Annotated in this window: 27 protein-coding genes and 2 pseudogenes; 9 read left to right on the top strand and 20 right to left on the bottom strand. The window is 73.3% G+C overall.

Translation table 11 applies throughout. The features are described from left to right. Positions 1–88: 88 nt before the first annotated feature. Positions 89–2044, bottom strand: coding sequence for an aconitate hydratase (locus tag AC2A1K_RS08770; RefSeq protein WP_483895934.1), 1956 nt, complete (start codon positions 2042–2044; stop codon positions 89–91). Positions 2045–2191: 147 nt separating this feature from the next. Between AC2A1K_RS08770 and AC2A1K_RS08765 the strand changes: the two genes are divergently transcribed. Further along, positions 2192–5521, top strand: coding sequence for an arabinosyltransferase domain-containing protein (locus AC2A1K_RS08765; RefSeq protein WP_483895933.1), 3330 nt, complete (start codon positions 2192–2194; stop codon positions 5519–5521). 3 nt (positions 5522–5524) lie between these two features. On the opposite strand, the gene AC2A1K_RS08760 is transcribed toward AC2A1K_RS08765, so the two are convergent. Further along, positions 5525–5785: a hypothetical protein gene (locus tag AC2A1K_RS08760; RefSeq protein WP_483895932.1), complete on the bottom strand. Its 261-nt coding sequence runs from the start codon at positions 5783–5785 to the stop codon at positions 5525–5527. A gap of 74 nt (positions 5786–5859) precedes the next feature. Here AC2A1K_RS08760 and AC2A1K_RS08755 point away from each other — a divergent pair, with 74 nt between their 5' ends. From AC2A1K_RS08755 to AC2A1K_RS08745, 3 genes are all read left to right on the top strand, one after another. Then, the gene (locus AC2A1K_RS08755) at positions 5860–6108 is read left to right on the top strand and encodes a hypothetical protein (protein WP_483895931.1); all 249 of its coding nucleotides are present in this window, start codon (positions 5860–5862) and stop codon (positions 6106–6108) included. Positions 6109–6212: 104 nt separating this feature from the next. Beyond that, entirely contained in the window at positions 6213–6365 is a 153-nt protein-coding gene (locus AC2A1K_RS08750) for a hypothetical protein (protein WP_483895930.1), read from the top strand. A gap of 90 nt (positions 6366–6455) precedes the next feature. After that, positions 6456–6851 (top strand): DUF2267 domain-containing protein, encoded by a 396-nt coding sequence (locus tag AC2A1K_RS08745; RefSeq protein ID WP_483895929.1) that lies wholly within the window; start codon positions 6456–6458, stop codon positions 6849–6851. On the opposite strand, the gene rfbA is transcribed toward AC2A1K_RS08745, so the two are convergent. Both rfbA and rfbB read right to left on the bottom strand, forming a co-directional pair. Beyond that, entirely contained in the window at positions 6848–7741 is an 894-nt protein-coding gene (gene rfbA / locus AC2A1K_RS08740) for a glucose-1-phosphate thymidylyltransferase RfbA (RefSeq protein ID WP_483895928.1), read from the bottom strand. The two genes, AC2A1K_RS08745 and rfbA, sit on opposite strands and share 4 nt — an antisense overlap. Next, positions 7738–8754, bottom strand: a complete 1017-nt coding sequence (gene rfbB, locus AC2A1K_RS08735; RefSeq protein WP_483895927.1) for a dTDP-glucose 4,6-dehydratase — start codon at positions 8752–8754, stop codon at positions 7738–7740. Before rfbB ends, rfbA begins: the two co-directional genes overlap by 4 nt. Before the next feature lie 60 nt (positions 8755–8814). Here rfbB and AC2A1K_RS08730 point away from each other — a divergent pair, with 60 nt between their 5' ends. Continuing rightward, the gene (locus tag AC2A1K_RS08730; protein ID WP_483895926.1) at positions 8815–9420 is read left to right on the top strand and encodes a dTDP-4-dehydrorhamnose 3,5-epimerase family protein; all 606 of its coding nucleotides are present in this window, start codon (positions 8815–8817) and stop codon (positions 9418–9420) included. 1 nt (position 9421) lies between these two features. Here AC2A1K_RS08730 and AC2A1K_RS08725 read toward each other — a convergent pair whose 3' ends face one another. Continuing rightward, on the bottom strand, positions 9422–9784 hold the full coding sequence (locus tag AC2A1K_RS08725) for an Asp23/Gls24 family envelope stress response protein (RefSeq protein WP_483896161.1): 363 nt from the start codon (positions 9782–9784) through the stop codon (positions 9422–9424). On the opposite strand from AC2A1K_RS08725, the gene AC2A1K_RS08720 reads away from it, so the two are divergent. Continuing rightward, entirely contained in the window at positions 9708–9905 is a 198-nt protein-coding gene (locus AC2A1K_RS08720; RefSeq protein WP_483896173.1) for a hypothetical protein, read from the top strand. The genes AC2A1K_RS08725 and AC2A1K_RS08720 overlap by 77 nt on opposite strands. 66 nt (positions 9906–9971) lie before the next feature. On the opposite strand, the gene AC2A1K_RS08715 is transcribed toward AC2A1K_RS08720, so the two are convergent. The 15 genes and pseudogenes from AC2A1K_RS08715 to AC2A1K_RS08645 all read right to left on the bottom strand — a co-directional run bounded on the left by AC2A1K_RS08715 (position 9972) and on the right by AC2A1K_RS08645 (position 22024). Continuing rightward, positions 9972–10271: a gas vesicle protein K gene (locus tag AC2A1K_RS08715; protein WP_483895925.1), complete on the bottom strand. Its 300-nt coding sequence runs from the start codon at positions 10269–10271 to the stop codon at positions 9972–9974. Next, the gene (locus AC2A1K_RS08710; protein ID WP_483896160.1) at positions 10264–10527 is read right to left on the bottom strand and encodes a gas vesicle protein; all 264 of its coding nucleotides are present in this window, start codon (positions 10525–10527) and stop codon (positions 10264–10266) included. The genes AC2A1K_RS08715 and AC2A1K_RS08710 overlap by 8 nt, the downstream gene beginning before the upstream one ends. 41 nt (positions 10528–10568) lie before the next feature. Beyond that, positions 10569–11330, bottom strand: a complete 762-nt coding sequence (locus AC2A1K_RS08705) for a GvpL/GvpF family gas vesicle protein (protein WP_483895924.1) — start codon at positions 11328–11330, stop codon at positions 10569–10571. 101 nt (positions 11331–11431) lie between these two features. After that, positions 11432–11845: pseudogene (locus AC2A1K_RS08700) on the bottom strand (gas vesicle protein); the annotation flags it as partial. A gap of 67 nt (positions 11846–11912) precedes the next feature. After that, complete coding sequence (gvpO, locus tag AC2A1K_RS08695) at positions 11913–12938, bottom strand: gas vesicle protein GvpO (protein WP_483895923.1); 1026 nt, start codon at positions 12936–12938, stop codon at positions 11913–11915. Then, complete coding sequence (locus AC2A1K_RS08690; protein WP_483895922.1) at positions 12935–13168, bottom strand: gas vesicle protein GvpG; 234 nt, start codon at positions 13166–13168, stop codon at positions 12935–12937. Before AC2A1K_RS08690 ends, gvpO begins: the two co-directional genes overlap by 4 nt. A gap of 13 nt (positions 13169–13181) precedes the next feature. Next, a complete protein-coding gene (locus tag AC2A1K_RS08685; RefSeq protein WP_483895921.1) occupies positions 13182–13991 on the bottom strand; it encodes a GvpL/GvpF family gas vesicle protein in 810 nt (269 codons plus the stop codon). Positions 13992–14002: 11 nt separating this feature from the next. Next, entirely contained in the window at positions 14003–14353 is a 351-nt protein-coding gene (gvpJ, locus tag AC2A1K_RS08680; RefSeq protein ID WP_243741651.1) for a gas vesicle protein GvpJ, read from the bottom strand. A 146-nt stretch (positions 14354–14499) separates the two neighbouring features. After that, positions 14500–15798 carry an SRPBCC family protein gene (locus AC2A1K_RS08675; RefSeq protein ID WP_483895920.1) on the bottom strand — a complete coding sequence of 433 codons (1299 nt, stop codon included), beginning with the start codon at positions 15796–15798 and terminating at the stop codon, positions 14500–14502. Then, positions 15791–16741, bottom strand: coding sequence for a hypothetical protein (locus AC2A1K_RS08670; protein ID WP_483895919.1), 951 nt, complete (start codon positions 16739–16741; stop codon positions 15791–15793). The genes AC2A1K_RS08675 and AC2A1K_RS08670 overlap by 8 nt, the downstream gene beginning before the upstream one ends. Positions 16742–17175: 434 nt before the next feature. Continuing rightward, entirely contained in the window at positions 17176–17883 is a 708-nt protein-coding gene (locus AC2A1K_RS08665; RefSeq protein WP_483895918.1) for a PadR family transcriptional regulator, read from the bottom strand. Continuing rightward, positions 17880–18311, bottom strand: coding sequence for a hypothetical protein (locus AC2A1K_RS08660; RefSeq protein WP_483896172.1), 432 nt, complete (start codon positions 18309–18311; stop codon positions 17880–17882). The genes AC2A1K_RS08665 and AC2A1K_RS08660 overlap by 4 nt, the downstream gene beginning before the upstream one ends. Before the next feature lie 77 nt (positions 18312–18388). Next, positions 18389–18781 (bottom strand): annotated as a pseudogene (locus tag AC2A1K_RS08655) (ParA family protein); the annotation flags it as partial. A gap of 278 nt (positions 18782–19059) precedes the next feature. After that, positions 19060–20343: a Na+/H+ antiporter NhaA gene (nhaA, locus tag AC2A1K_RS08650; RefSeq protein ID WP_483896159.1), complete on the bottom strand. Its 1284-nt coding sequence runs from the start codon at positions 20341–20343 to the stop codon at positions 19060–19062. A gap of 169 nt (positions 20344–20512) precedes the next feature. Beyond that, positions 20513–22024, bottom strand: coding sequence for an alpha/beta hydrolase (locus AC2A1K_RS08645; protein ID WP_483895917.1), 1512 nt, complete (start codon positions 22022–22024; stop codon positions 20513–20515). 179 nt (positions 22025–22203) lie between these two features. On the opposite strand from AC2A1K_RS08645, the gene AC2A1K_RS08640 reads away from it, so the two are divergent. The 3 genes from AC2A1K_RS08640 to AC2A1K_RS08630 all read left to right on the top strand — a co-directional run bounded on the left by AC2A1K_RS08640 (position 22204) and on the right by AC2A1K_RS08630 (position 24157). Next, positions 22204–22665 (top strand): ATP-binding protein, encoded by a 462-nt coding sequence (locus tag AC2A1K_RS08640; RefSeq protein WP_483895916.1) that lies wholly within the window; start codon positions 22204–22206, stop codon positions 22663–22665. 20 nt (positions 22666–22685) lie between these two features. After that, entirely contained in the window at positions 22686–22976 is a 291-nt protein-coding gene (locus tag AC2A1K_RS08635) for a PASTA domain-containing protein (RefSeq protein WP_133826614.1), read from the top strand. Positions 22977–23170: 194 nt separating this feature from the next. After that, positions 23171–24157, top strand: a complete 987-nt coding sequence (locus AC2A1K_RS08630; protein WP_483895915.1) for a TIGR03557 family F420-dependent LLM class oxidoreductase — start codon at positions 23171–23173, stop codon at positions 24155–24157. Positions 24158–24162: the final 5 nt, after the last annotated feature.

Genomic DNA, 24162 nt, shown 5'->3' with positions numbered 1-24162 from the left:
CGACTCCTCACTCGGTGCTGCGATGGGGATCAGGATATCCGGGCGGTGGCCGGTCCTCGCGACACCCCACCGCCCCCGGGCGCCCGCCTCAGTCCTTCCCCTCCGCCCCCTCCGCCAGCTGCCGGATCAGCCCGCCGTCGAGGACCATCCGCACCTGCCGCTCGGAGAGCCGGTGGCGGAACGTGTACTCGGTGCCGTCGACCTGCCCGACCACCACGTCGCCGCCGGTCAGCTGGTCGTGGAGGTTCGAGAAGGACAGCGTCGAGCCCTGCTTCGCCGCATCGCGGTCGGACTCCCCGGTGAACTCGAGGGCGAGGATCCCGAAGTTCGCCAGGTTCTGCCAGTGGATGCGGGCGAACGACGCGGCCACGACGACGCGCAGACCGAGGTAGCGCGGACAGATCGCCGCGTGCTCGCGCGACGAACCCTGGCCGTAGTTCTCGCCGCCGACGATCGCGTGTCCGGACTCCTGGATCTCCTCGGCGTTCGCCGGGTAGTCCGGGTCGACCCGCGTGAAGGCGAAGCGGGCGAGCGCCGGGATGTTCGAGCGGTAGGGCAGGGCCTCGGCGCCGGCGGGCGAGATGTCGTCGGTGGAGATGTCGTCGCCCACCGCGAGCAGGACCGGGACCTCGAGCTCGTCGGGGAACGGGTCGAGCTCGGGCAGCCCGGAGATGTTCGGGCCCTTCACCAGTTCCTCGCGCTGCGCCTCGTCCGGCGGCGGCTCCTCGATCATCCCCGGGATCACCGTCGGCTCGGGCAGGTCGAGGTCGCCCCAGGTCAGGCCCAGCTCGTCGGCCAGCGCCCGCGGATCGGTGATCTCGCCGCGCAGCGCGCTCGCCGCTGCCGTCTCCGGCGAGCACAGCCAGACCCGGTCGTCCTTACCGGCCCCGGAGCGCCCCGGGAAGTTGCGCGGCATCGTGCGCAGCGAGTTGGTGCCCGGGGCAGGGGCCTGGCCCATCCCGATGCAGCCCAGGCAGCCGGACTGGTGGATGCGGGCGCCGGCGGCGATGAGCGACGTCGTGCCGCCCCACCGCGTGAGGTCGGCCAGGATCGGTCGCGAGGTCGGGTTGACGTCGAAGCTCACGCCCGGGTGGGTCTGCCGGCCGTCGACCATCCGCGCGGCGATCGCGAAGTCGCGCAGCCCCGGGTTGGCCGACGACCCGATGACCACCTGGCCGACCGGGGTGCCGGCGACCTCGCGGACCGGGACCACGCTGTCGGGCGAGGACGGCCGGGCGATCAGCGGCTCGAGCTCGGAGAGCTCGATGTGCTCGGTGACGTCGTACTCCGCGCCTTCCTCGGCGAGCAGCTCCGCGTAGTCGTCCTCGCGGCCCTCGGCGGCGAGGAAGCGGCGGACCTCCTCGTCGGCGGGGAAGACGGTCGTCGTCGCCCCGAGCTCGGCGCCCATGTTGGCGATCACGTGACGGTCCATCGCGCTCAGCCCGGCGAGCCCCGACCCGTAGTACTCGACGATCCGGTTGGTGCCGCCCGTGGTGCCGTGGCGGCGCAGCATCTCGAGCACGACGTCCTTGGCCGAGCACCAGGGCGGCAGCTCCCCGGTGAGCTCGACGCCCCAGATCTCGGGCATCCGGATGCTCAGGGGCTGCCCCGCGATCGCCATGGCGACCTCGAGCCCGCCGACGCCGATCGCGAGCATGCCCAGCGACCCGCAGGCCGGGGTGTGCGAGTCCGAGCCGATCATCGTCTTGCCCGGCGCGCCGAACCGCTGCATGTGCGTCGGATGGGAGACGCCGTTGCCCGGCCGCGAGTACCAGAGCCCGAAGCGGCGCGCGGCGGAGCGCAGGTAGGCGTGGTCCTCGGCGTTCTTCTCGTCGGCCTGCAGGAGGTTGTGGTCGACGTACTGCACCGACACCTCGGTCTGCACCCGGTCGAGCCCGAGCGCCTCGAGCTCCTGCATGACGAGCGTGCCCGTGGCGTCCTGGGTGAGCGTCTGGTCGATCCGCAGGGCGATCTCCTCGCCCGGGGTCGTCTCCCCGTCGACCAGGTGCGAGGCGATGAGCTGGTGCGCGACGCCGTGCGGCATGGAACCTCCCGTGCAGCGGTGCTGATCGGGTTACCCGAAACGATCCATGACGCTGCACCGCGAGGGGAACCGGGAACCGCCCGAAACGTCCTGCGGGCGGGACGACTAGCGTGATCTCCCCTCGCGGCGACAAGGAGAACGGACGGTTTGAGCACCGACGCCCGGCCCGAGGACCGAGCGGCTGCAGGAGAAGCACCCCGGCGTCGCGTGCTGCCCTGGCGGTCCGCGGCGGCACTGACCGCGGTCGTCGCCGGCCTGATCGCCCTCGTCGGCGCGCTGCTGCTGCCGTTCGCCCCCGTCGCCGTGAGCACCCCCGAGGTCTCCTGGCCGCCCGACCCGCGCGACCCGACGCCGACGATGCTGATGCTGACGGCGTACGAGCCGGCGGCCCTCGAGGCGAGGTTCAGCTGCGCCACCGCCCGTGCCGCCGCCGACACCCCGGACGGCGTCGTGCTCTCCACCATGGGCCCGGACTCGCCGGACGCCGAGGCGGAGGCGCTGACCGTCGTCGCGCGGGGCGACGGGGTGGCCGTCCGCAGCGGCGGGGCCGACCTCTTCGACGGGCCGCTGCCACCCGGTGACTGTGGATTCCTCGTCACCGGCGACGGCACCACCGTGCGCGTCGCGATCGACGGCACCGTGGTGGCCACGGCGGGACCCCGCCCGGACGTGGTCGACCCGGACGAGCTCCCCGACTCCGAGCCCGAGCACGAGCCGATCAGCCCGATGCCCGAGGTGGACGCGCTGCGGACCTCGGCGCCCGCCTCCCCGGGAGCGGGCCCCGACGACCTGTCGGTGCGGCTCGTGCTCGACGACGCCTTCGACCACACGCCGACCCCGCTCAAGTCCGCGCTGATCGTGGTGATCATCGCCGCGCTGGCGGTCGGGGCCGGCGCCATGGGCGTCCTCGGGGTGCTCGCCGCACGTGCCGACACCCGGAGCCCCCCGGGGCCACCCGGCGCGCACCTGCTCGCCCGCCTCCGGCACCGGCTGGCGCGACGGCCAGGGGCGGCGCCCTGGGGCCTGCGGCCACGCCTGGTCGATCTCGTGGTCCCGGCCGTCCTCGTCGTCTGGCTCTTCCTCGCGCCGATCACCGACGACGACGGCTACTACAGCGCGATGGCGGCCAACGTGCCCTTCTCCGGGTACGTGCCGAACTACTTCCAGCTCTTCAACCAGGGCTACACGCCGTTCTCGTGGCCCTATTACGCCCTGTCCTGGTGGGAGGGCGTCGTCGGCTTCGGGCCGGTGATGCTGCGGATCCCCGCGCTCGTCCTCGGCATCGGGACCTGGTTCCTGGCGCGGGCGTTCGTGGCATCCACGCCCCTGTTCGGCACCCGCGCCCTGTCCGCCTGGTGGGCGCCGGCGCTGGCGCGGTTGACGCTCGCCGCCGCCTTCCTGGCGTGGTGGCTGCCCTACGACATGGGCGTGCGTCCCGAACCGGTCGTCGGGTTCTTCACCGTCGCGACGCTCGTCACCGTCGCCGAGGGCCTCGAGCGGCGCCGGCTCGCGCTGCTCGGCCTCGCGGTCGGGCTCGCCATGGCCGGGCTGATGGCGGCCCCCACCGGCTTCATCGCGCTCGCGCCGCTGATCGTCGCGGCGCCCGCGATGTGGCGGCACATCCAGGAACGCTCGTCGTCCGCGTGGGCGGCCGCCGGCCGGTGGGTCGTGGTGCTCGCGCCGATCGCGGTGGGAAGCCTGCTGGGATTCGCCGACGGCGCTTACCGCGACTTCGTCCGATCCCAGGACATCTACGCGCCGATCCAGCGCGCGCAGACCTGGTACGAGGAGGTCCTGCGCTACGACGCGCTCCTCGACACGATGACCCACCACGGGTCCTACGCCCGGCGCGCCGTCATCCTCGTCTGCTTCCTGGCGCTCGTGTGGTTCCTCGTCCTGTTCGTGGCGGCCCGGGCACGGGACCTCGTGGTGCCGGCCCGCCTGCCGCTCGCGGCGTGGTCGACGATGCTGGCCTTCGTCCTGCTGCTGCCCACCCCCAGCAAGCCGACCCACCACTTCGGTGCCTTCGCCGGGCTCGGCGCGGTGCTGATCGCCCTGGTGGTGATCGAGGCACCACGCCTGCTCGCGGCCCTGGACCGGGACCGTCGCGTCCCCCAGGCCGCCCTCGTCGCCTCGGCGGTCGCGGCGGTGCTCCTCTTCGCCCTCGCCGGGCACGGCCGCGCGATGTGGCCGCACGGCTGGGGCATGGGGCGGCCGTCCGAGGGCGACGTCCCGTCGGTGCACACCCTCGACTTCGACCAGCCCCTGTGGTGGGCGCTCGCGCTGGCCGCCGTCACGGTCGTCGTCTGGCTGCTCGCCCGGTGGCGGGCTCCCCACCTGCGGCGTCTGGCCCTCGGCATCGCGGTGCCGGCGATGGCCGGCGTCCTGCTCGCCACGTTCGCGCTGTGGACGGTCGGCGACTTCGTGCGGGCGACCGAGCGCACCGCCGACGGCTGGTCCCCGCAGATCGACGCACTGCGCGACCCCGAAGGCACGCGCTGCGGCCTCGCCCAGCAGATCGACGTCCTCGACGCCCGCGGCTCCCGGGCCCTCCTGCCGGCGGAGCTGCCCGGCGGGCCACCCGCCCCGCCGATCCCGGCCGTGGACGATCCCGGAGCCCCGGCCCCCGAGCAGCGCAGCGAGCCCTTCGTCCCCGGCGCGTTCTTCCCGCGTAGCCCGCTGCCCGCGGACGTGCCGCCCGGGACGCCGGCGTGGGGCAGCTTCCTGGTGCCCGGGTCGGGCGCGAACGCCGACTCCCGCCAGGGCGTCTTCGCCACCGACTGGTTCCGGCTCCCGGACCCCGCCCGGGGTGGGGTCGTCGTGTCCGTGTCCGGTCGCACGGGCGACGACGTGTCGCTGCGGGCCGAGTACGGGCGGACGGGCCCGGGCGGCGTCGTGCCGATGGGGAGCGCGCCGGTCTCGACGGAGAACGAGTCCACCGCGTGGCGCCCGGTGGCGCTGACCGAGGAGCCCGACCCCACCAGCACGGAGCCCTCCCCGAACACGCCGCCGCCCCCGGGTGCGGAGCTGATCCGTCTCGTCGCCGACGACAGCAGCGCCTCGACGGGCGGCTGGCTGGCGTTCACCGCGCCCCTGGAGCGCCCGTGGGTGCCGCTGCAGCAGTACCTGCCCGCGGGCGCGGCCGTCGGGCTGCCGTGGCAGATCGGCTTCCTCTTCCCCTGCCAGCGCCAGCCCCGTCAGCAGGCCGGGGTCACCGAGCCGGCCGTCGCGGCCGTCGGCTACGGCAAGACCGTCGACGAGGCGCTCTCCGACTGGGCCTACGACCCCTCCCGCGGGGGACTCCTGGGCCACGCGGGACGGGAGGCCCCGGGCGGCGAGCCCACCGCGCTCACCACCCGCATCCGGGACGTGGGCGACGAGATCGACGACGTCCACGTCTTCGACCTGCGCCCGCCCTACCCGACGGACGGCTACGACCTGACCCGCGAGCGACGGATCGTCTCCGGGACGCCCTGATCGTCAGCCCGGCTTCGCTGCCGCCTGCGTCACGTAGGCCTCGACGACCCGGCGGGCCTCGTAGATCGTCCGCGCGCTGCCCCACGCGCTCGGGTCGAGCCGGTTGTGGATCCACCCGCCCGGCAACTGCCGGGTACCGAGGCTCAGGTGGCCGACCTCGCGCTGCCAGAGGATCTCCGACTGGAACCCGCGCGGGTCGTCCCAGTGCCACGAATAGCCGTAGTCCTCCGTCTGTTCGAAGACCTCGACCCCGTCGATCTCCATGGTTCTAGGATCGGTAGCCGCCGTTCTCCCCACGCGCGGCACTCGGAGCAATTCCCGTGGCGCCCGGAGGAACTGTGACCGTCTACGTCTCGCTCCCGCAGATCCCGCTGACGCTGAAGTTCGAGGAGGAGCTCGGCGCCGTGGTGGGCCGCTTCCACCAGCTCGTCCGCGACGGGGAGGTCCACCGCTACGTGCTCGACGAGACCCAGGCGGTGCTCGTCAACTACGGGGTCATCGCGTCCGTAACGTTCTCGGAGGGGCCACGCACCCTCGAGGTCTCGGAGCTCAACCGAGGGCTCGCCGCTCGCCTCGACGACGACTGAACCTCGGCCCGGCGCCGCACGAAAGTCGCCCGACGAGGGGAAGTTCGGGGCCGTACCGTCGCCGGAGCGTGACGGACACGACCGTGGCGATTACCGTATGAAGCATGCAACGTGTGTTAGGGCTCCTCGCTCTGGCTCTCGTGCTGTTCTGGATCATCGACTCGCCCACGACAGCCGCGGCCACCGTGACCAGCATCCTGGCCATCCTGGCCGGCTTCGCGGAGTCTCTCGTCGAGTTCGTCCGCGCGCTCTTCTGACCCCGCGCCCGCAGCCACGTGTGCGCCGCGCGCCGCGTCGGGCACCCGCACTCGTTCCGACCCACGGGTCACGAGTGCGAGAGGAGAACGATGCAGCAGCAGGAGTTCGTCAGTGCGGTCAAGGAGAGCCTCGACCTGCCGGACAACCAGAGCGCCGAGCGCGCCGTGCGCGCCACGCTGACCGTCCTCGGGCAGCGTCTGGAGGGCGGCGAGGCCAAGGACCTGGCCTCCCAGCTGCCCGGCGGCCTGGCCGACGCGCTGCCCGACCAGGGCGCCGGCGAGCGGTTCGACGTCGACACCTTCTACCAGCGCATCGCCGACCAGGAGGGCGACGGCGTCACGGTCGCGCAGGCCCGCCAGCACGCCCGGGCGATCGCCAAGGGGCTGGAGACCGCCCTCACCGACGGCGAGTGGCGGAACTTCACCAGCCAGCTCCCGAAGGACTTCCAGGACTTCCTCGGCACGGAGCCCGTCGAGAAGCACTAGGGCGCGACGGCTCCGGCACGGCGGGCGACGTCCATGACGTAGTCGCCGTAGCCGGAGCTGGCCTGCCGCTCCCCGAGCACGAACGCCTGCTCGGCGGTGATCCACCCCTTGGCCAGGGCGATCTCCTCGAGGCAGGCGAACCGCACGCCCTGGCGGTGCTCGAGCACCTGGACGTACTGGGACGCCTCGATCAGCGACTCGTGGGTGCCGGTGTCGAGCCAGGCGAATCCGCGCCCGAGATCGATGAGGCGGGCGTCGCCGCGGTCGACGTAGGCCCGGTTGACGTCGGTGATCTCCAGCTCGCCGCGCGCCGACGGGGTCAGGGTGGCCGCGATGTCGAGCACGTCGTTGTCGTAGAAGTAGAGCCCGGTGATGGCCCGGTTGCTCCGGGGCCGCGCGGGCTTCTCCTCGATCGAGAGCAGCCGACCGGTCTGGTCGGCCTCGCCGACGCCGTAGCGGCCGGGGTCGCGCACCGGGTAGCCGAACAGCACGCAGCCCTTCTCCGCCTCGAGCCGGGTGAGCTGCTGCTGCAGGATCGACGCGAATCCCTGCCCGTGGAAGATGTTGTCGCCGAGCACGAGCGCGGCGGTGTCGTCGCCGACGTGGTCGGCGCCGATGAGGAACGCCTCGGCGAGCCCGTTGGGGGCGGTCTGCTCGGCGTAGGAGAACGACAGCCCGAGCTCGCTGCCGTCGCCGAGCAGCCGCCCGAACGCCGGCAGGTCGACCGGCGTGGAGATGATCAGGATCTCGCGGATGCCGGCCAGCATCAGCACCGAGATCGGGTAGTAGATCATCGGCTTGTCGTAGACCGGCAGCAGCTGCTTGGACACCGCGCGGGTCACCGGGTGCAACCGGGTGCCGCTGCCGCCGGCGAGCACGATGCCCTTCACGACGGCCCGCCCCAGTCTCCTTCGACCACCGGGCTGCGCCCGATCAGCGGGCGCCACCACGCCTCGTTGGCCCGGTACCAGTCCACGGTCGCCGCGATCCCGTCGGTCCACTCGACCCGCGGGGCCCACCCCAGCTCGGAACGCAGCCGGGAGCTGTCGAGCAGGTAGCGCCGGTCGTGCGAGGGCCGGTCCGGCACGATCGTCTTGTGCTCCGGTCCCAGGCCCAGCGCGCCGAGGACGCCGTCGGCGATGCCCTCGATGTCGACCTCGTGCCCCGAGCCGACGTTGTAGGTCTGCCCGACCCGCCCGTGGTGCAGTACCGCGTCGATCGCGCGGGCGTGGTCGTCGACGTGCAGCCACTCGCGGCGGTTCTTCGTCGAGGCGTACAGCGGCAGCGCCTCGCCCGCGAGCGCGCGGGTGGTGAACAGCGGGATCACCTTCTCCGGGAACTGGAAGGGCCCGTAGTTGTTGGCGCAGGTGGTGATGGTCACGGGCACGTCGTAGGTCAGCCCGTAGGCCCGCACCACGTGGTCGCCGCCGGCCTTGGCCGCGTTGTACGGGGTCCGCGGCCGGTACGGCGAGTCCTCGGTGAACGCGGCACCAGGACCGTCCACGTCCAGGGGCAGGTCGCCGTAGACCTCACAGGTCGAGATGTGGTGCAACCGCGACACCCCCACCCGCCGGACCGCCTCGAGCAGCCCCTGGGTGCCCATCACGTTGGTCGCGAAGAAGTCGCCGGGACGCAGGATCGCCAAGCTGTTGTGCGACTCCGCGGCGAAGTTCACCACCACGTCCACCGAGCACGCCCGCAACAGGTGCTCGACCAGCTCGGTGTTACCGATCGAGCCGTGCACGAACTCCACACCGGACAGGCCCTCGACGTTGCCCCGCACCCCCGCGTAGGTCAGCGCGTCCAGCGCCACCACCCGGTCACCGGGATGCTCGCGCCGCCAGTACCGCACGAAGTTCGACCCGACGAACCCCGCGGCACCGGTCACCAGAACCGTACTCATCGTCTCCCTCGGCCGGGCGTGACGACGATCCTCCCACGCACGTCCTTAGGCTCCCCGGTCGTGGAGACCGAGGAGATGGCCGTCCCCGGGGCGTGGAGGTTCACGCCGCCGGTGTTCCCGGACGCCCGCGGCCTGTTCGCGGCGCCGTTCCAGGGCCGGCACCTCCGCGCCGCCGTCGGGCACGACCTCCCGGTGGCGCAGGCGAACACCAGCGTGTCCCGCCGCGGAGTGCTGCGAGGCATCCACTTCGCCGACGTCCCGCCGGGGCAGGCGAAGTACGTCCACTGCGTCGCCGGCGCGGTGCTCGACGTCGTCGTCGACGTCCGGGTGGGGTCCCCCACCTACGGGCGCTGGGACGCGGTGCGGCTCGACCCCGTGACGATGACCGGCGTCTACCTCGCCGAGGGCCTCGGGCACGCCTTCCTCGCGCTCGAGGACGGCTCCGTCACCAGCTACCTCTGCTCGACGCCGTACGACCCCACCGCCGAGCACGGCGTCGACCCCCTCGATCCCGCTCTCGGCCTGCCCTGGGAGCAGTACGTCGCGCGCGAGGACCTCGTCCTGTCGGACAAGGACCGGGCCGCGCCCACCCTCGACCGGGCCCGGGGGGCCGGGGTGCTGCCGAGCGCCGAGGCGTGCCGTGCGTGGGTGGCGGGCCTGCGGTAGCTCAGGGCGTGGCGGCCGTCGGGGCCGTCGGGGCCGTGGAGTCCGCGTCGGCGTCCACGTCGGCCCCAGGCAGGTGGACGTCGGTGATCACGATGTTGAGCTCGACGACGGTGACGCCGGTGATCTCCTCGACGGCCTTCGGCACGTGACGGCGCAGCGCGCGGACCAGCTCGCGGGCGCCGACGCCGTACTCGATCTCGACATCCAGGCCGACGTGGGCCTGCTGGTCGGCGAGCTCGACACGCACGCCGGCGGTGTTCTCGGTGTTGCCGGTCAGCGTCTGGCGCATGGCACCGACGGCACGCGACGTGCTCCCCCCGAGCGCCACGACGCCGGGTATCTCGCGCGCGGAGAACGCCGTCACCTTCTGGATCACCGACGGCAGCACCTCGGTGGTGCCCTCGACGGTCGTCGGGTCGCCCGCCGCGCCGGGGACGGACGTGGCGGTCGGGGTCGGGCTGGACGGGGTGCTGCTCGGACGCTGAGCGCTGGTCATGCGGTCCGAGTACCCCGCCGCGCCGGGGTGGAGTCCGCCCGTTCGGCGGCTGTGCTCATCTGTTCCGCGGCAGCAGCGGCCCGAGCGGGCCGAGATCGAGGTTGAGGTCGTCGGCGGTGAGCCCGAACTGCTCGGTGAGCTCGTCCATCGCCTCCGCGAGGTGCATCAGCGACGTGCCGAGGTCCTCCTCCTCCTGTTCGGTGAGATCGCCCTGTTCCACTCGCCGGATCGCCTGCCGCTCCATGAGCTGGCGGAGCAGCTCGACGATCGTCAGCACGAGCTTCATGAGGTCGCGGCGGACCGCGTCCTTGTCGATCTCGATGCGGTTGGCCCGGGTGTGCTCCTCCTCAGCCATGTCCCGACTCCGGTACGCGAGCTGTCACGGCCTCCGACGCGTCAGCTCCACCGCGCTGCGTGCCGTCTCCGTCTGCTCTCGCCGCCAGAGTCCCCGGCCGCTCCACCGGCGCGATCGACGTGATCAAGGCCCGGAGCGAGATGCGCACGAGGTCGACGCCGGCCAGCGAGATCGTCAGGTCGCCCGCCAGCACGACACCGCCGGCCAGGAGGCGGTCGAGCAGGTCGACGAGCGCGACCTCCTCGTCCCCGAACAGCGTCGTCGCCCGGGGTTCGAGCTCGCCCGAGCCCGGCCCCGTCACGAGGCGCCCTGCGCCGCCTGCGCAAAGGAGTACGGCACCCACGGACCGGTGAGCTCGACCCGGACCCGCGGGTGGTCGTGCAGCGACGCGACGAGGTCGCGGAGCTCGTCTGCCCGCTCGACCGGCAGGAGGTAGGCGTGGTTGAGCACCATGGGGTCCGACTGCCCGGACAGCTGCGCGTCCTGGAGCCGGTGGCTGCGGGTCGCGGCCGCGAGCTCGGTGACGGCGGCGTCCACCTGCATCGCGGCCTCGCGGGCGTCGTCGAGCGAGGTCTCGCTCTGGCGCAGCGCCCTGCGCCGCGCCCGCAGGTACTCGGCGCCGCTCGTCGGCTCGGCCGGCTCCGCGGCCTTCGCGCCGCCCTTCCGCGCGTAGATCTTGATGCCCCACTCGGCGCGACCGGCCAGCTGGTCGAGCACCGCCCCGAAGGCCGCGCCGTTCTCGGCCAGCACGGCGCGGACGCGCTCGTCGTCGAAGTAGACGGTCGCGAGGGCGAGGGGGGCGACGAGGTGGTCGTGCCCGAGGGTGTCGACCACGTGGTGGTGGGCCCGCGCGGTCGCCGCCAGCCACTCGAGGTCTTCCAGGCGTTCCTCGAGCGCGAGCTCCTGGAACTCGGCACGGTCGACGTCGCTCACCACCGCCGCGACGCCGTTCGCCGCCAGCACGCGGACGGACCCGCCGCCGACGCCGGCGAGGCCGGCGACGTCCGCGGGGTGGACGCCGCGGGCGAGCGCGTAGACGTAGGTCAGCGTGTCGCTCATCGGTCGGACCTCCGGCGCCGCGGGACGGACCCCTGACCGCTCGAACGCTTGCGGGGCGCCGGCGCCGGCTCGGGGTCGGGCTCCTCGCCCACGGGTTCCTCGTCTTCCTCGTCGTCGACGATCTCGGCGTCCTCGACGTCGTCCCGGTCTTCGAGAGCGTCGTCGAGAACCTCGTCGTCGGCGCCCTCGAGCGCAGGGGTCTGACCGTTGCGGCCCTCGAGGGCCTCGAGCCGCTCACGCAGGCGCCGGTTCTCCTCCTCGAGCTCCGCGTGGCCCGAGGAGAGGGTGGGGTCGCGCTCCCACCAGTCGATGCCCATCTCCTTGGCGCGGTCGACCGACGCCACGACCAGCCTCAGCTTGATCGTCAGCAGCTCGATGTCGAGCAGGTTGATCTGGACGTCGCCGGCGATGACGATGCCCTTGTCGAGGACCCGTTCGAGGATGTCGGCGAGGTTCGTGCCGTCCCCGCCGCCGCCCTGCCGCGCGGGGCTCGCCTGGTTCGGGGTGGACGGCATCTGCCCGGTCCAACGCACCGGGTCGTTCATGGGTTGCTTCCTCTCGTGTCCCCCGCCCGGCCGGCTGTCAGTCGTCGTCGCCGCGTCCCCGGGTGTAGCGCTTGACTCGGTGGTAGCTGATGAGCTCGCCGTCGGCGTCCATCTCGGCCTCGTAGGAGGCGAGGAGATCGGCGGTCTCGGGGATCTTCCGCGCTTCCACCACCTCCAGACCCACGACGTACCCGTCGTCGGTCTTGCGTACCGAGGTGATGGCCTCGCTCTCCTTGCCGCTCATCTCCTGCACCTGCTCGGCGGCCCATCGGGCGATCGTGCGAGCGGGGATCTTCTTCGGCTGTTCGGGATCGGGATCGGGCTCCGGTGCGGGCTCGGGGGCCTCGGCCGGTTCCTCGTGTGGGCGGCGACGCCGCTGCGGTTCCTGCTCGGCGGCGGGCTCCTCGTCCGGCGACCGCCGACGACGGCGGGGCCGCTCCTGGTCGCCGTCCTCGGCGGCCGGCTTGCGGCGGCGCCGGGCGCGTTCTGGTGCCGACGACTCCGGGGCGTCCTCGGCCGACGCGCGACGGCGCCGCCGGAGCTGCTCCTCGTCGGTGGAGTCGGCCGGACGACGCCGGGGCCGCGGCCGCTCGTCGGTCGACTCCGCCGCCTCGGCCGACCGGCGTCGGCCCTGGGGCCGCTCCTGGTCCGGGGACGACTCCGCCGGGCGACGGCGGCGTGGCCGCTCCTCGGCAGCGCCGTCCTGCGCGGGCCGGCGACGACGGCGTGGTTTCTCCTCGTGGGACGACCCCCTGTCGGACGACCCCTCGTCGCCCGTCGCCCGGGGTCGGCGCGGCGTCTCCTCCGCCGCCCCGTCGTCGGCCGAGCGGCGGCGGCGCCTGTCCTGCTCGCCGTCGCCGTCGCCGTCCGGACGCCGTCGGCGGCGTGGGCGCTCGTCGTCGCAGCCCTCGGGAGCGGTGCCGTTGCCATCGGCGCGGCGGCGCCGCGGCTTCTCCCCCGACGGTGCGGCGCCGGTGTCGCCGCCCCGGGATCGTCGGCGACGAGGCCGCTCCTGGTCGGTGAGCGCGGTGTCCTCGGTCGTCTCGTCGGCAGAGCGCGTCACGCCCCACCCCCGCCCACGAGTCGCTGCAGGAGGACCTCCTGCTGCTCGTCACGGTCGGCCTCGCTGATCTCGCCGCGCTCGAAGGCCGCGTCCAGCTCGTCGATCTGGGCGCGGACGACCGCCGGGTCGTTCATCTGGTGGTCGACCTGGTCGGCGATCTTCTCGCCCACCCACGCGACCCCGCGGACCGGTGCCAGGGGCAGGAGCAGCAGCTCGGTGAAGAAACCCATGTCCAACCCGCCCTCAGGCCTGCGCCTCGTCGGGGGCGTCGAACTCGGGCAGGAAGTCGAACGCCGCGGTGGGGCCGACGAGACGCAGCTCGATCCGTCCCGACCACGCGTCGCCCAGCTCGTCGACCGCCCGCTCGAAGTCGCTGCGGTGGTCGGTCCGGATGAGGAACGCGAGGTGCACCGCACCGTTCTCGCCTCCCGCCTCCTTGACCTCCGTCGCGACCGCGAACTTCGAGAGCGCGTCGACGCTGGCCTGCGCGTCGTCCGCCCGCAGCTGGTCCAGGGCCTGCGAGATCGCCTCGCCGAGCTTGATGCGGTCGTAGTAGCTCGCGTCCTCGTCGACGCCGGCGATCTTCTCCCGCAGGGTCTGGATGTGCGGGTCGGCCTCGATGATGCGCGTCAGCACCACGTCCTGGTCGTAGTCGCCGCGCAACCGGAACTCGAGGTGCCCCTCGAGCTGCTCGAGCGCCCGGACGAAGTAGTCCTGGTGCGGGGCCAGCAGCTCCTCGGCGACGGCGTCGTCGTCGGTGACGACGGCCCCGAAGCGCATCGGGAGAATCGGGTTCTCCTGCGCGATCGCGTTGAGCACGGACTCGTGGGCCATCAGATCCTTGCGCGTCCCCAGGGCGCGGTCGGCCGCAACGTCACTGACGACCGCGGCGAGCCGGCCCTCGGTGACGAGACCCAGCTGGTTGCCGTCCTCGCCGTAGGGGATCGGGTCGAGCCCGTCGGGAATCCGCACCCCGGCGGGCACGATGCCGTAGACATAGGACGCCCGGGCGCTGCTCGGCGAACCCTGGGAGGAGTCCTCGGTGGTGGTCACGCCGGCCTCCTTCACGCCTGCTCACGACGGCTCTGGCGCTCACCGCGCACTTCGTCCCACTTCTCCTTGCCGGCGTCGAGCACGCCCTTGGTCTTGCCCTTCGCGCCACCCTGCGTGGCGCCCTCGGTCATGCCGCCGACGACCTCGCCCAGGTCCTTGCCGCCCTTGGCGTGCAGGTCCAGGCGGTTGGTCGCCTCCGCGAACCGCAGATAGGTGTCGACGCTGGCCACCACGATGCGGGCGTCGATGGTGAGGATCTCGATCCCCACCAGGGACACCTTCACGAACGCGTCGATGACCAGTCCCTTGTCCAGGATCAGGTCCAGGACCTCGGCGAGGCCGCCCTGCGGGTCCTTCTGCACGCCTCCGCCTTGCCGTTGGCTGACGGTCACCGTGCCCCCTCTCGATGACGACGGGGTCCGGCGCCGGCGGGATGCCGGCGCCGGGACGGGTCGTGTGACGGTCGGCCCGGCTGCGGTCTCAACCGGGAGTGCTGGTTCGGGCCGGATCAGGCCGGGGTGCGCTGACGGCGCGAGCGGCGTCGGGGACGTTCGTCCTCGTCGGGCTCGTCCGCCTCGGCGGCCTCGTCGGGCTCGTCGACCTCGTCCTCGTCGGCGGCGTCCTCGGGCTCGTCCTCGAGCTCGTCGTCCACCTCGTCGAGGTCGTCCTCGACCTCGTCGTCGAGGTCCTCGTCGAGCTCCCCGTCGGCGTCCTCGTACTCGTCCTCGAGGTCGGCGTCCTCGGCGTCCTCGGCGACGAACTCGTCGTCCTCGTCGTCCTCGTCGTCCTCGAGCTCGTCCTCGGGCAGGTCGTCCTCGGGCAGGTCGTCCTCGGGCAGGTCGTCCTCGGAGGAGTCCTCGTACTCGCCGTCCTCCTCGGACGCGCGCTGCTCCTCCTCGAGGGCTTCCTCGTGGGTCTTGACGACCTCGCTGTCACGGATCTCGCCGCGCCAGCCCTCGAGCTCCTCGCGGTTGATCAGGGTGTCCATCATGACGTGGCGGCAGAAGTGCTTGAACTCCAACCGCGCGCGACGCCCGACGGCCCGCCAGATGTTCCCCGTCTTCTCGAAGAAGCCCTTGGGGTAGTACTCCATGATCAGGACGACGCGCGTGAGGTTCGGCGCGAGTTCGCTGAACGTCACGATGCCGTCCGCGGAACCCTTCGCCCCCGACGAGACCCAGATGATGTGGCTGTCGGGCACCTGCTCGCGGATCGTGGTCTGCCACGACCGCCGCGACCAGAACACCTTCGCGGTCCAGGTGACTTTCTCGTCCGACTCCTGGTTGACCGTCTCGACCTTCTTCATGAAGCTCGGGAAGTCGGCCATCTGGGTCCACTGGTCGTAGACGACGCGCAGCGGCACCCCGACGTCCTGGACCTCGTAGATGTTCATGAACTTGAACTTGCCGCGCCCGGTGTCGGAGCTGCCGCCCCCACCGCCGCTGCCGCTCTCGTCGCTGTCGCCGTCGTCGTCGCCCATGCCGAGCGCTCCCGTGACCTTGTCCTTGACGGCGGAGAGCCCGCCCTTGAGTGCGCCCCCCACGCCGCTGCCTCCCTGCAGCATCGACGAACCGGCGCCGAATGCCGACTGCAGGCCGACGCTCGGGTTATCGGCGACGTCGGTGAGCTTGTTCGTCAGGCCCTCGACCTGGTCGAGCGCCGAGGAGACCGCCTTGTCGGTGGCCGCCTTCAGCAACGTCATCGCGGCCTGCTTGAGCCGGTCGGTCGGCAGCATGTCGGTCAGCGACCCGGCGTCGGTGTCGGGTCGGTGGCCGTTCGACGCGACGTCCGTGGCGGCCTCAGTCATCGCGCTTCGCCGCCGTACGCCGGGTGCCGGTGCCGGCCGTCGCACGATTGCGCGAGCCGCCGCCCTCGGAGGAGGACGAGGACGAACGGGACTTGCCGCTCGACCCGGTGCGGCGCGTCGAGCCGTTGCCCGACCGCGAGGAACCGGAGGTCGAGGAGGAGCCCTCGTCCGAGGACGTCGAGCGCCGGCGGCGCTCCTGGCCCGAGGAGCCGCTCCCCGAGCTGCTCGAGGAGCCCGAGGACTTCGTCGAGCGGCGGCGCCCGCCCGAGCCCCCGGTGCCGGACGAGCTCGAGGTGCGCGCCGCGGCCGGCTGGCGCTCGGCCTTCTGGGTGTCGTCGACCTCGTCGACCTCGCCGACCTCGCCGGTGTCCTCGGGGTCCTCGGGGTCCTCGGCGTCGCCCGCGGTCTCCTCCGCGACGTCGACACCCTCGTCGCCCGAGGCGTCGCCCGCCTTCGAGCGGCGGCCGCGCCCGGACAGCCCGCGTGCCGTGTCACCGACGGCACCGCCCGCGGTGGAGGCCACGCCACCCACCGTGTCGCCGACCGCGCCACCGGCCTGCCCGACGGCGTCGCCGGCCGCACCGGCCGTCTGGCCCACGGCCTGACCCGCGGCACCCGCGGCCTCGGTCGCGGGCTTGCCGAGGTTCTCGACCCGGTTGACGAGGTTGTCGGTCAGCGCCTCCATGCGGGAGCTCGCGACCGCGAGAGCCGCGTCCTTGCCCGCCTCGAGCAGCCGGCCGCGCACGGCGCTGTCGAGCTTCTGGAGCTCGGGCGAGGCCTGCACGAGCTTCGACACTTGCCCGAGGATCGCGGCCGGATCCGTCGAGATCTTCTTACCGGCGAGTGCGCCACCGAGCATGATGGCGAGCTTCATTTTCTTCGTACGGCCCAACAGATAGCCGCCGATGACCGCGAGGGCCAATTTCAGGCCGGTTCCGGGCACCGTGCACCTCCGAACGGATTTTGGTCTCACCTGCCGCGGTGGACCACAGCCCGCCGCCATCATGGCGGACATTACCCCGCGCCGTTCTCGAATACGCTAGACCGCGAAGATCAAATTCATCATGGTCCGTTCGCCTCAATTACCGTCACGCAGGCACGAAGCGAGGGCACGCATTCGGTGGTCGTTCGAATGCGCAAAACCTGACACCCGAATGCCGATGCATGGTTCGGCGCAGTGCCACACATTCATGGACCGAATGCGGGCACGGTCGTACACCCTGCGATCGCTCCGCGACGCAGCGGCGCGACCGGCGAGCGGCAACGGTACGTCGATCATGTCGGTCCCTCGGAGCCCGCGATGCGGCCGTTCCACGGCACGCGGGTAGTCGCAACGGCACGACCGCCGCAGGCCGGATGCCGAGTGTGAAAGGGAGGTCAGTTCCCGTCGGCAGCGCGCACGACGGAGTCCACGGCGCGACGCATCGCGTGCCAGGCGCGAACCCGTGCGCGCGTGATCCGCGTGCCCAACGGGGTGAGCCGAAAACGCCGATCGTTGTCCGCGTCGCGGGCGACGAGTCCGTGACGCGAGAGATGATGAAGAGTGCGCTGCACGGTCGTCGGCGGCGGGACGAGACCGCCGCCGCTGTCCTCGCGCAGGCGCGCCGCGAGCTCGCGCCCGTCCGCGGGGCCGCGGCTCAGGGCGACGAGGACGAGGAGCTCGACGTGGTCCCGGGACACGAGCCGCACCGAGCCCCAGCGCCGGTTGGCGACGCCCGCGACGGGCGGCGCCGACCTCGCCGCGACGGTGTCGCGACGGCGCCTCCGTGGGGAAGGCCCGGCGTCCGCCGGAGGCGTCGGGGCCCCGTCGGGTGCGGCGTCGTCGGTGACGTCCGGGGCGGGCTCGTCGGAGGCAGCCTCCTGCGCGACCGTCTCCTCGGGGACGGTGGCCTCGTCGAGCTCCTCGTCCGCCGCGGCCACCTCGGTGTCGTCCGGGACCTCCGCGATGTGCTCGGTGCTGCGCCGCGGGCGCGGGGGCAGGATGCCGCGCAGGCTCGACGTCGCGGGACGTCCGAACGCGCTGCTCAGGTCGGAGCGGTCGGCGTCGTCGGACCGGTCGGCGGCGAAGTTCGGCTCGGCGGTCACGGGGTGGCCTCCTGCTCGGGACGGACGTCCTGGCTCGTGGACTCCTCGGTGGCGCGCAGGAGCGTCAGCAGCTCCACGCCGAGGTCGCGGTAGTCACCGGCGACGCTCGCGGCGGTCGGTGACAGGCGCCGGGTGCTGCTCCCGCCGTCGCGCAGGGCCGCCCACCAGGCGGGCTGCGCGGCCACCTCCTGCTCGAGCTCGTGCGCGAGCCGACCCAGGCGGCGGGCGTCCTGGGCGGTGCGCTCGGCGTGGCGGATCGAGGTGGTGAACAGCGGCGAGTGCCCACCGAACGCCTCCTCGACGGCCTCGCGGACCTCGGCGTGCACGACGCGGGACCGCGAACCGGTCGCGAACAGCACGGCGCCGAGCAGCCCGAGGTCGGGGTTGAGCTCGCGGGCCAGGGCGAAGCGCTCACCGACCAGGCGCATCCCCACGAGCCCCCCGCCGTCGGACTCGTCGGCATGAGCACCCAGCGGGCCGCGGCGAGCGCGAGGTCGGTGAGGATCGTCGTCTCGGGCGGGCAGTCGACGAACACGAGGTCGTAGTCCCCGGCGACGGGCGCGAGGACCTCGGCGAGCGCCAGGAACGCCTCGCGGCCCTGCTCCTGCACGCGGGACACCATGAGCGGCACGAGGTCCACCAGCCGCGCCCCGCCCGCGACGACGTCGAGCCCGGACCGGACGCCCTCGACCGGCCGTAGCGGCGTCCCCGCCACCACCGACACCAGCAGGCCGGCGCCGCGGTCGTCGGCGGGACCGTCGCGGAAGCCGAGGTCGTCGGCGAGGTTGGCCTGGCGGTTGAGGTCGACGAGCAGGCACCGGTACCCGGCCGCGGCGAACTGGCCCGCGAGGTTCGCGACGAGCGACGTCTTCCCGACCCCGCCCTTGTCGTTGACCATCGCGACGGTCCGCGCGAGCGCCTCGCGGTCGATGCCGGGCAGGGGCTTCTCGGGCGGCGGGGGCGGCACGGGGTCGACCGGGCCGACCACGCGCGTCCCCCGAGGTCGGCCGGGCGCACTGCGGGCGGCGCGGTCCGCCGGTCCGGTCATGCGGCGAGGGTGCGTCCCGACTCCCGCCCCGGCAAGGCCGACACCCGCGACGCCACCCGCTTGGCTCTGCACGGCCGCCGCAGCCCGACGCCATCGGCCCAGCGCGTTGCGACGGCCGGCGCGCGGGCTCACCGACCGTGCTCGCGGCCCTCCTCCTCGTAGACATCGGGCACGTCGTCGTGGTCGTCGTCGACGCGCTCCCGCTCGTGGATCCGCCGGTGCACGCGGTTGCGGTAGCGCAGCACGATCGTCGCGAGGAGCGCGGCGAGCAGGGACGCGGTCAGGACGCCGATCTTCACGTGGTCGTCGGCCGCGGAGCCCGAACCGAAGGCCAGCTCCCCGATGAGCAGGGAGACCGTGAAGCCGATGCCCGCCAGGAGCGCGAGGCCGAGGACGTCGGTCCAGGCCAGGTCCTCCGCGAGCCGGGCCCGGGTGACGCGCTGGACCAGCCACGTCGCGCCCACGATGCCGACGGCCTTGCCGGCCACGAGGCCGGCGACGATCCCGAGGGTGATCGGGTCGCCGAACGCGGCGCCGAGCCCCCCGCCGACGACCGTGACGCCGGAGGCGAAGAACGCGAAGACCGGCACCGCGATCCCGGCCGACAGGGGCCGCCAGCGGTGCTCGAAGTGTTCGGCGAGCCCCGGGCCGGGGCCCTCCCTGCGCCGGATCACCGGCACGGCGAACCCGAGCAGCACGCCGGCGACGGTGGCGTGCACGCCCGACCCGTGGACGAGGGCCCAGGTGAGCACGGCGAGCGGGAGGAGCAGCCACCACGAGCGGACGCGTCGCTGGACGAGGACGGTGAACGCCGCGAGCGGCAGCAGCGCGAGCAGCAGCGGGACGATCTCGAGCCGGTCGGTGTAGAAGATCGCGATGATCGTGATGGCGAGCAGGTCGTCGACCACGGCCAACGTGAGCAGGAAGGTGCGCAGGGCGTCGGGCAGGTGGGAGCCGATGAGGGCGAGCACCGAGACCGCGAAGGCGATGTCGGTGGCGGTCGGGATGGCCCAGCCCGGCGCGCCCGGTCCGCCCGCGTTGATCGCGGTGTAGATCAGTGCCGGCGCGATCATGCCGCCTACCGCGGCCGCGACGGGCAGGAGCGCGCGCGACGGGCTGCGCAGGTCACCCGCCACGAACTCGCGCTTGAGCTCCAGGCCCGCGACGAAGAAGAAGATCGCCAGGAGACCGTCGGCCGCCCACGTCGCGAGGCTCAGGTCGAGGTGCCACGACGCCGGACCGACCCGGAGCTCCGCGAGCGCGGTGTAGGAGTCGCGCCACGGCGAGTTGGCCCAGAGCAGCGCCACGACGGCACCGACGAGGAGCAGGATCCCGCCGACCGTCTCGCGCCGCAGGATGTCGCCGACCCGGCTGGTCTCGGACCAGGAGCCGCGGGCGAAGAGGCGGGGCATCGGGCGGGTCACGAACGATCCTCCGGTGGGCGGGCGGCAGCGACTGCCGACCAGCCTTCCCGGCGCACCGCCGCTGACCCTACGTCACCACACGCACAGGCCCCTCATCGAGCGCGTGGCGATACGGACATTCAACGTCAGCGACGCCACGTCGCTGACACGGGCGTTGTTAACAGGTCGTGTTCGGGGGCGGGAGGGCCGTACCCACGAGGTAGCGGTTCACGGCGTCGTCGACGCACGCGACGCCGTTGGTGTAGACGGTGTGGCCGTCGCCTCGGTAGGTCAGCAGCGCCGAGCCCGGGAGGCGCCCGGCCAGGGCCACGCTGTTCTGGTACGGCGTGGCCGGGTCGTTCGTCGTGCCCAGGATGAGCATCGGCGGGCCTGTGTAGTTCTCCAGCGGCGTGAGCGGCTGCTGCGGCGCGGGCCAGTCGGCGCAGGTCAGACCGCTGACGAGCACGTTGCCCGAGAAGTGCGGGGCGCGCAGCTCGGTCGCCCGGGCCGCCGCGAACACCTGGTCGTCCTCGGTGGGCCACGCGTTGTCCAGACAGGTCACCGCGTTGTAGGTGTCGGAGTTGCTGCCCCGGAAGTAGGCGGTCGCGAGCGCGCGCATCGGGGTGCCGTCGCCGCGGTCGGCGGCCGCGAGGGCCTGGGCGAGCTGCGGCCAGCTCGACGTGCTGTAGAGCGGGTAGACCACGCCGATCTCGAGCAGGCCCGCCGAGAGCGGGCTCGTGCCGGCCACCGGCAGCGGGGCCGCGGTGACGCGGGCGCGCACGCGGTCGAGGGTGCCGATCGGGTCGGCGCGCACCGGGCACGTCGGGTCGGTCCGGCACGCCGCGTCGAACTGGCGCAGCGAGTTCTCGAAGCTCTCGGCCTGCGAGGAGTCCAGGCCCGGCTTGCTCACGTCGACCACGCCGTCGAGCACGATCGCGCGCAGGCGGGTCGGGAAGAGCTGGGCGTAGGTCTGCCCGATCGAGGTGCCGTAGGAGAAGCCCAGGTAGTTGATGCGGTCCTCGCCGAGCGCCTCGCGGATGCGGTCCATGTCGCGGGCGACGTTGCGGGTGCCGAGGTGGGGCAGCAGGTCGCGGTAGCGCTCGCCGCACGCCGCGTCGTACCGGTCGACCGCGGCGTTGGTGGCGGCCTCGTCGGCCGGATCACCCGGGTCCGGGTCACCGAGGTACGGGGTGTCGGGCCCGAGCGGGCACTGCAGACCGGTGCTGTCGCCGACGCCGCGCGGGTCGAAGCCGATGACGTCGAAGCGGTCGGTGACCTCCGGGGGCAGCACGCCGGCCTGGACGATCTCGATGCCCGACCCGCCGGGGCCGCCGGGGTTGACGAGCAGCACGCCGAGCTTGGCGGCCTGGTCGGTGGCCGGGCGCTTGGCGATGGCGATCGGCATCGTCGGCCCGGTCGGGTTGGAGTAGTCGACCGGCACCGCCACCGACGCGCACTGCAGCCCGCCGCTGCACGGAGCGAACCGCGCCACACCGCTCGGATCCGGAGGCGGCGGTGCGGTGGCCGACGGCGTCGTCGACGACATCGGGATCGGTGGCACCGCCGGCTCGGGGCCGCCCGTGCACCCGGCGACCGCCAGCGCCGCGGCGGCCACGACGACCAGCCCCCGCGCCCGCCGCCGGTGGTGGCCGGACGCGGGCGTGCCGGACCGGGCGTGCGGTCGCGCCATGTGCCACTCCTGCCGTCCCCCGACGCCCGGTTGCGCCGGGCGGCCCATCATGCCCGTCCGCCCGTCCGAGCTGCGCGCGGCTCCCGCCGGCGACCGGTGTCGACGACTTCACAGCGTATTCACGGCGGATCCCCCACTCGCGATGGTTCGAGCGGGTCCGTGCCGTCGACCCCACCACCATGCACGGCACGGCGGGTACCGAGACGCGCTGCGTGGTGCACGAGGTCGCCCACGAGGTCGTCCGCGCCCGGGATCTGCGAACCCTGCGGACCGATCTCGTCGACTGGGTGCGTGCCACGGCGGGGGCCTCCTGCGCTGATTCCGGGGAGGCCTCGCTGACCGCGCGCCTGGAGGACGTGGCGACCGCGTTCTACGAGGCGCTGACCAACGTCGTCGACCACGCCTATCCCGAGGGCACGGGACCCCTCGATGTGACGGCCCGGCTCGCCGTCGCGGGTCCGCCCGGGCGGCCGTGGCTCGAGATCGCGGTCTCCGACCGCGGAGGCTGGCAGCCGCCGCCCGCCGACCCCGGACACCGGGGGCGGGGTCTGCTGCTGCTCTCCGCGCTCACCGACGGCCACGACCTGCAACGGGAGCCGGAGGGGACGCGGGTGCGGCTCTGGTGGCACCGGCCACCGTGAGCTGGCTACCGTCCCTGCTCATGAGGACACCCGAGCTGGTGCTCGTGCCCGCGCTCGTGGGCCTGCCGGCGGCGCAGGCCCACGAGGTCGCGATGGCCGCCCGGGTGGTGGCCGTCGACCCGGACCCGGACACGCCGCCCACGGTCGAGGGGACGGTGACGGCCCAGCAGCCCGAGCCGGGCACCCGGGTGCCGGCCGGGGAGGCCGTGACGATCTGGGTGGAGCCCGACTCGGGCGGCGGCGGAGGCGGCGGGGGCAACATGCCCCGCATCGAGCCCGACAAGCCGCTCGACGGCGCCGGCGCGAACTAGGCGATAGGGAGGCCGCACCGCGGCGAGCCTCGACCGGTGAAGGCCCGCGGAGCGGCGGGTCGGGGGTCCACCGCCCCGCGGGGCCACCCTGTGTGTCGTCCGCCGGGAGGGCGACGTTACGCCGTCGCCCGCGTGGATTCCGGGAGCGATCGGGAACCCCGGCGGGTCGTCCCCCGACCCGGAGGTGTCCGTCCGTGAAGATCGGTTACAAGCTGATCGCCGAGGCCTACTCGCCCACCGAGATGGTGCGCCAGTGCGTGCGCGCCGAGCAGGCCGGCTTCGACTTCGTCGAGATCTCCGACCACTACCACCCGTGGGTCTCCGAGCAGCAGCACTCGGGGTTCGCGTGGTCGATGCTCGCCGCGATGGCGGCGAGCACGGAACGGATCGAGCTCGCCACCGGCGTGACCTGCCCGTTCATCCGATACCACCCGGCGATCATCGCCCAGGCCGCCGCGACCACCCAGCTGCTCGCCGACGGTCGCTTCACCCTGGGCGTCGGGTCCGGGGAGCGGCTCAACGAGCACGTGGTCGGACAGGGCTGGCCCGCGGTGCACGTGCGGCACCAGATGTTGCGCGAGTCGCTGGAGATCATCCGACTGCTCTGGCGTCAAGGGGAGCACGGCGACAGGGGGTACCGGAGCTACGAGGGCAAGCACCTCACGCTCGAGGACGCGCGGGTCTTCGACCTCCCCGACGAGCTGCCGCGGATCGTCGTCGCCACCGGCGGCGCGCGGGCCTCCCGGCTCGCCGCCGAGCTCGGTGACGGGATCTTCACCACCGAGCCACGCACCGACCTCGTCGAGGCGTTCACCGCGGCCGGCGGGCAGGGCCCGCGCTACTGCGAGGTGCCGATGGCGTTCGCGCCGACCGAGGAGGAGGGTGCCGAGTCCGCCCGCCGCCTGTTCCGCTTCGGCGTCACCGGCTGGAAGGTGCAGTCCGAGCTGCCGAACCCGGTGAACTTCGACGCCGCGACCGCCTACGTCACCACCGAGGACATGCGGCAGGCGTTCGGGTGCGGGCCCGACGTGAAGACCCAGCTCGCGGCCGCGCGGCCGTTCGTCGACGCGGGCTACGACCACCTCGCGCTGATCAACGCGGGCCCGGACGTCGACGGGTTCTTCGAGCACTTCACGAGCGAGCTCGCCCAGCCACTGCGGGCGCTGACGCCGGCGGCCTGACCACC

Source organism: Actinomycetospora sp. 2LY8.5 (assembly GCF_057180585.1).
This window is presented reverse-complemented; position numbering and strand designations above follow the sequence as displayed.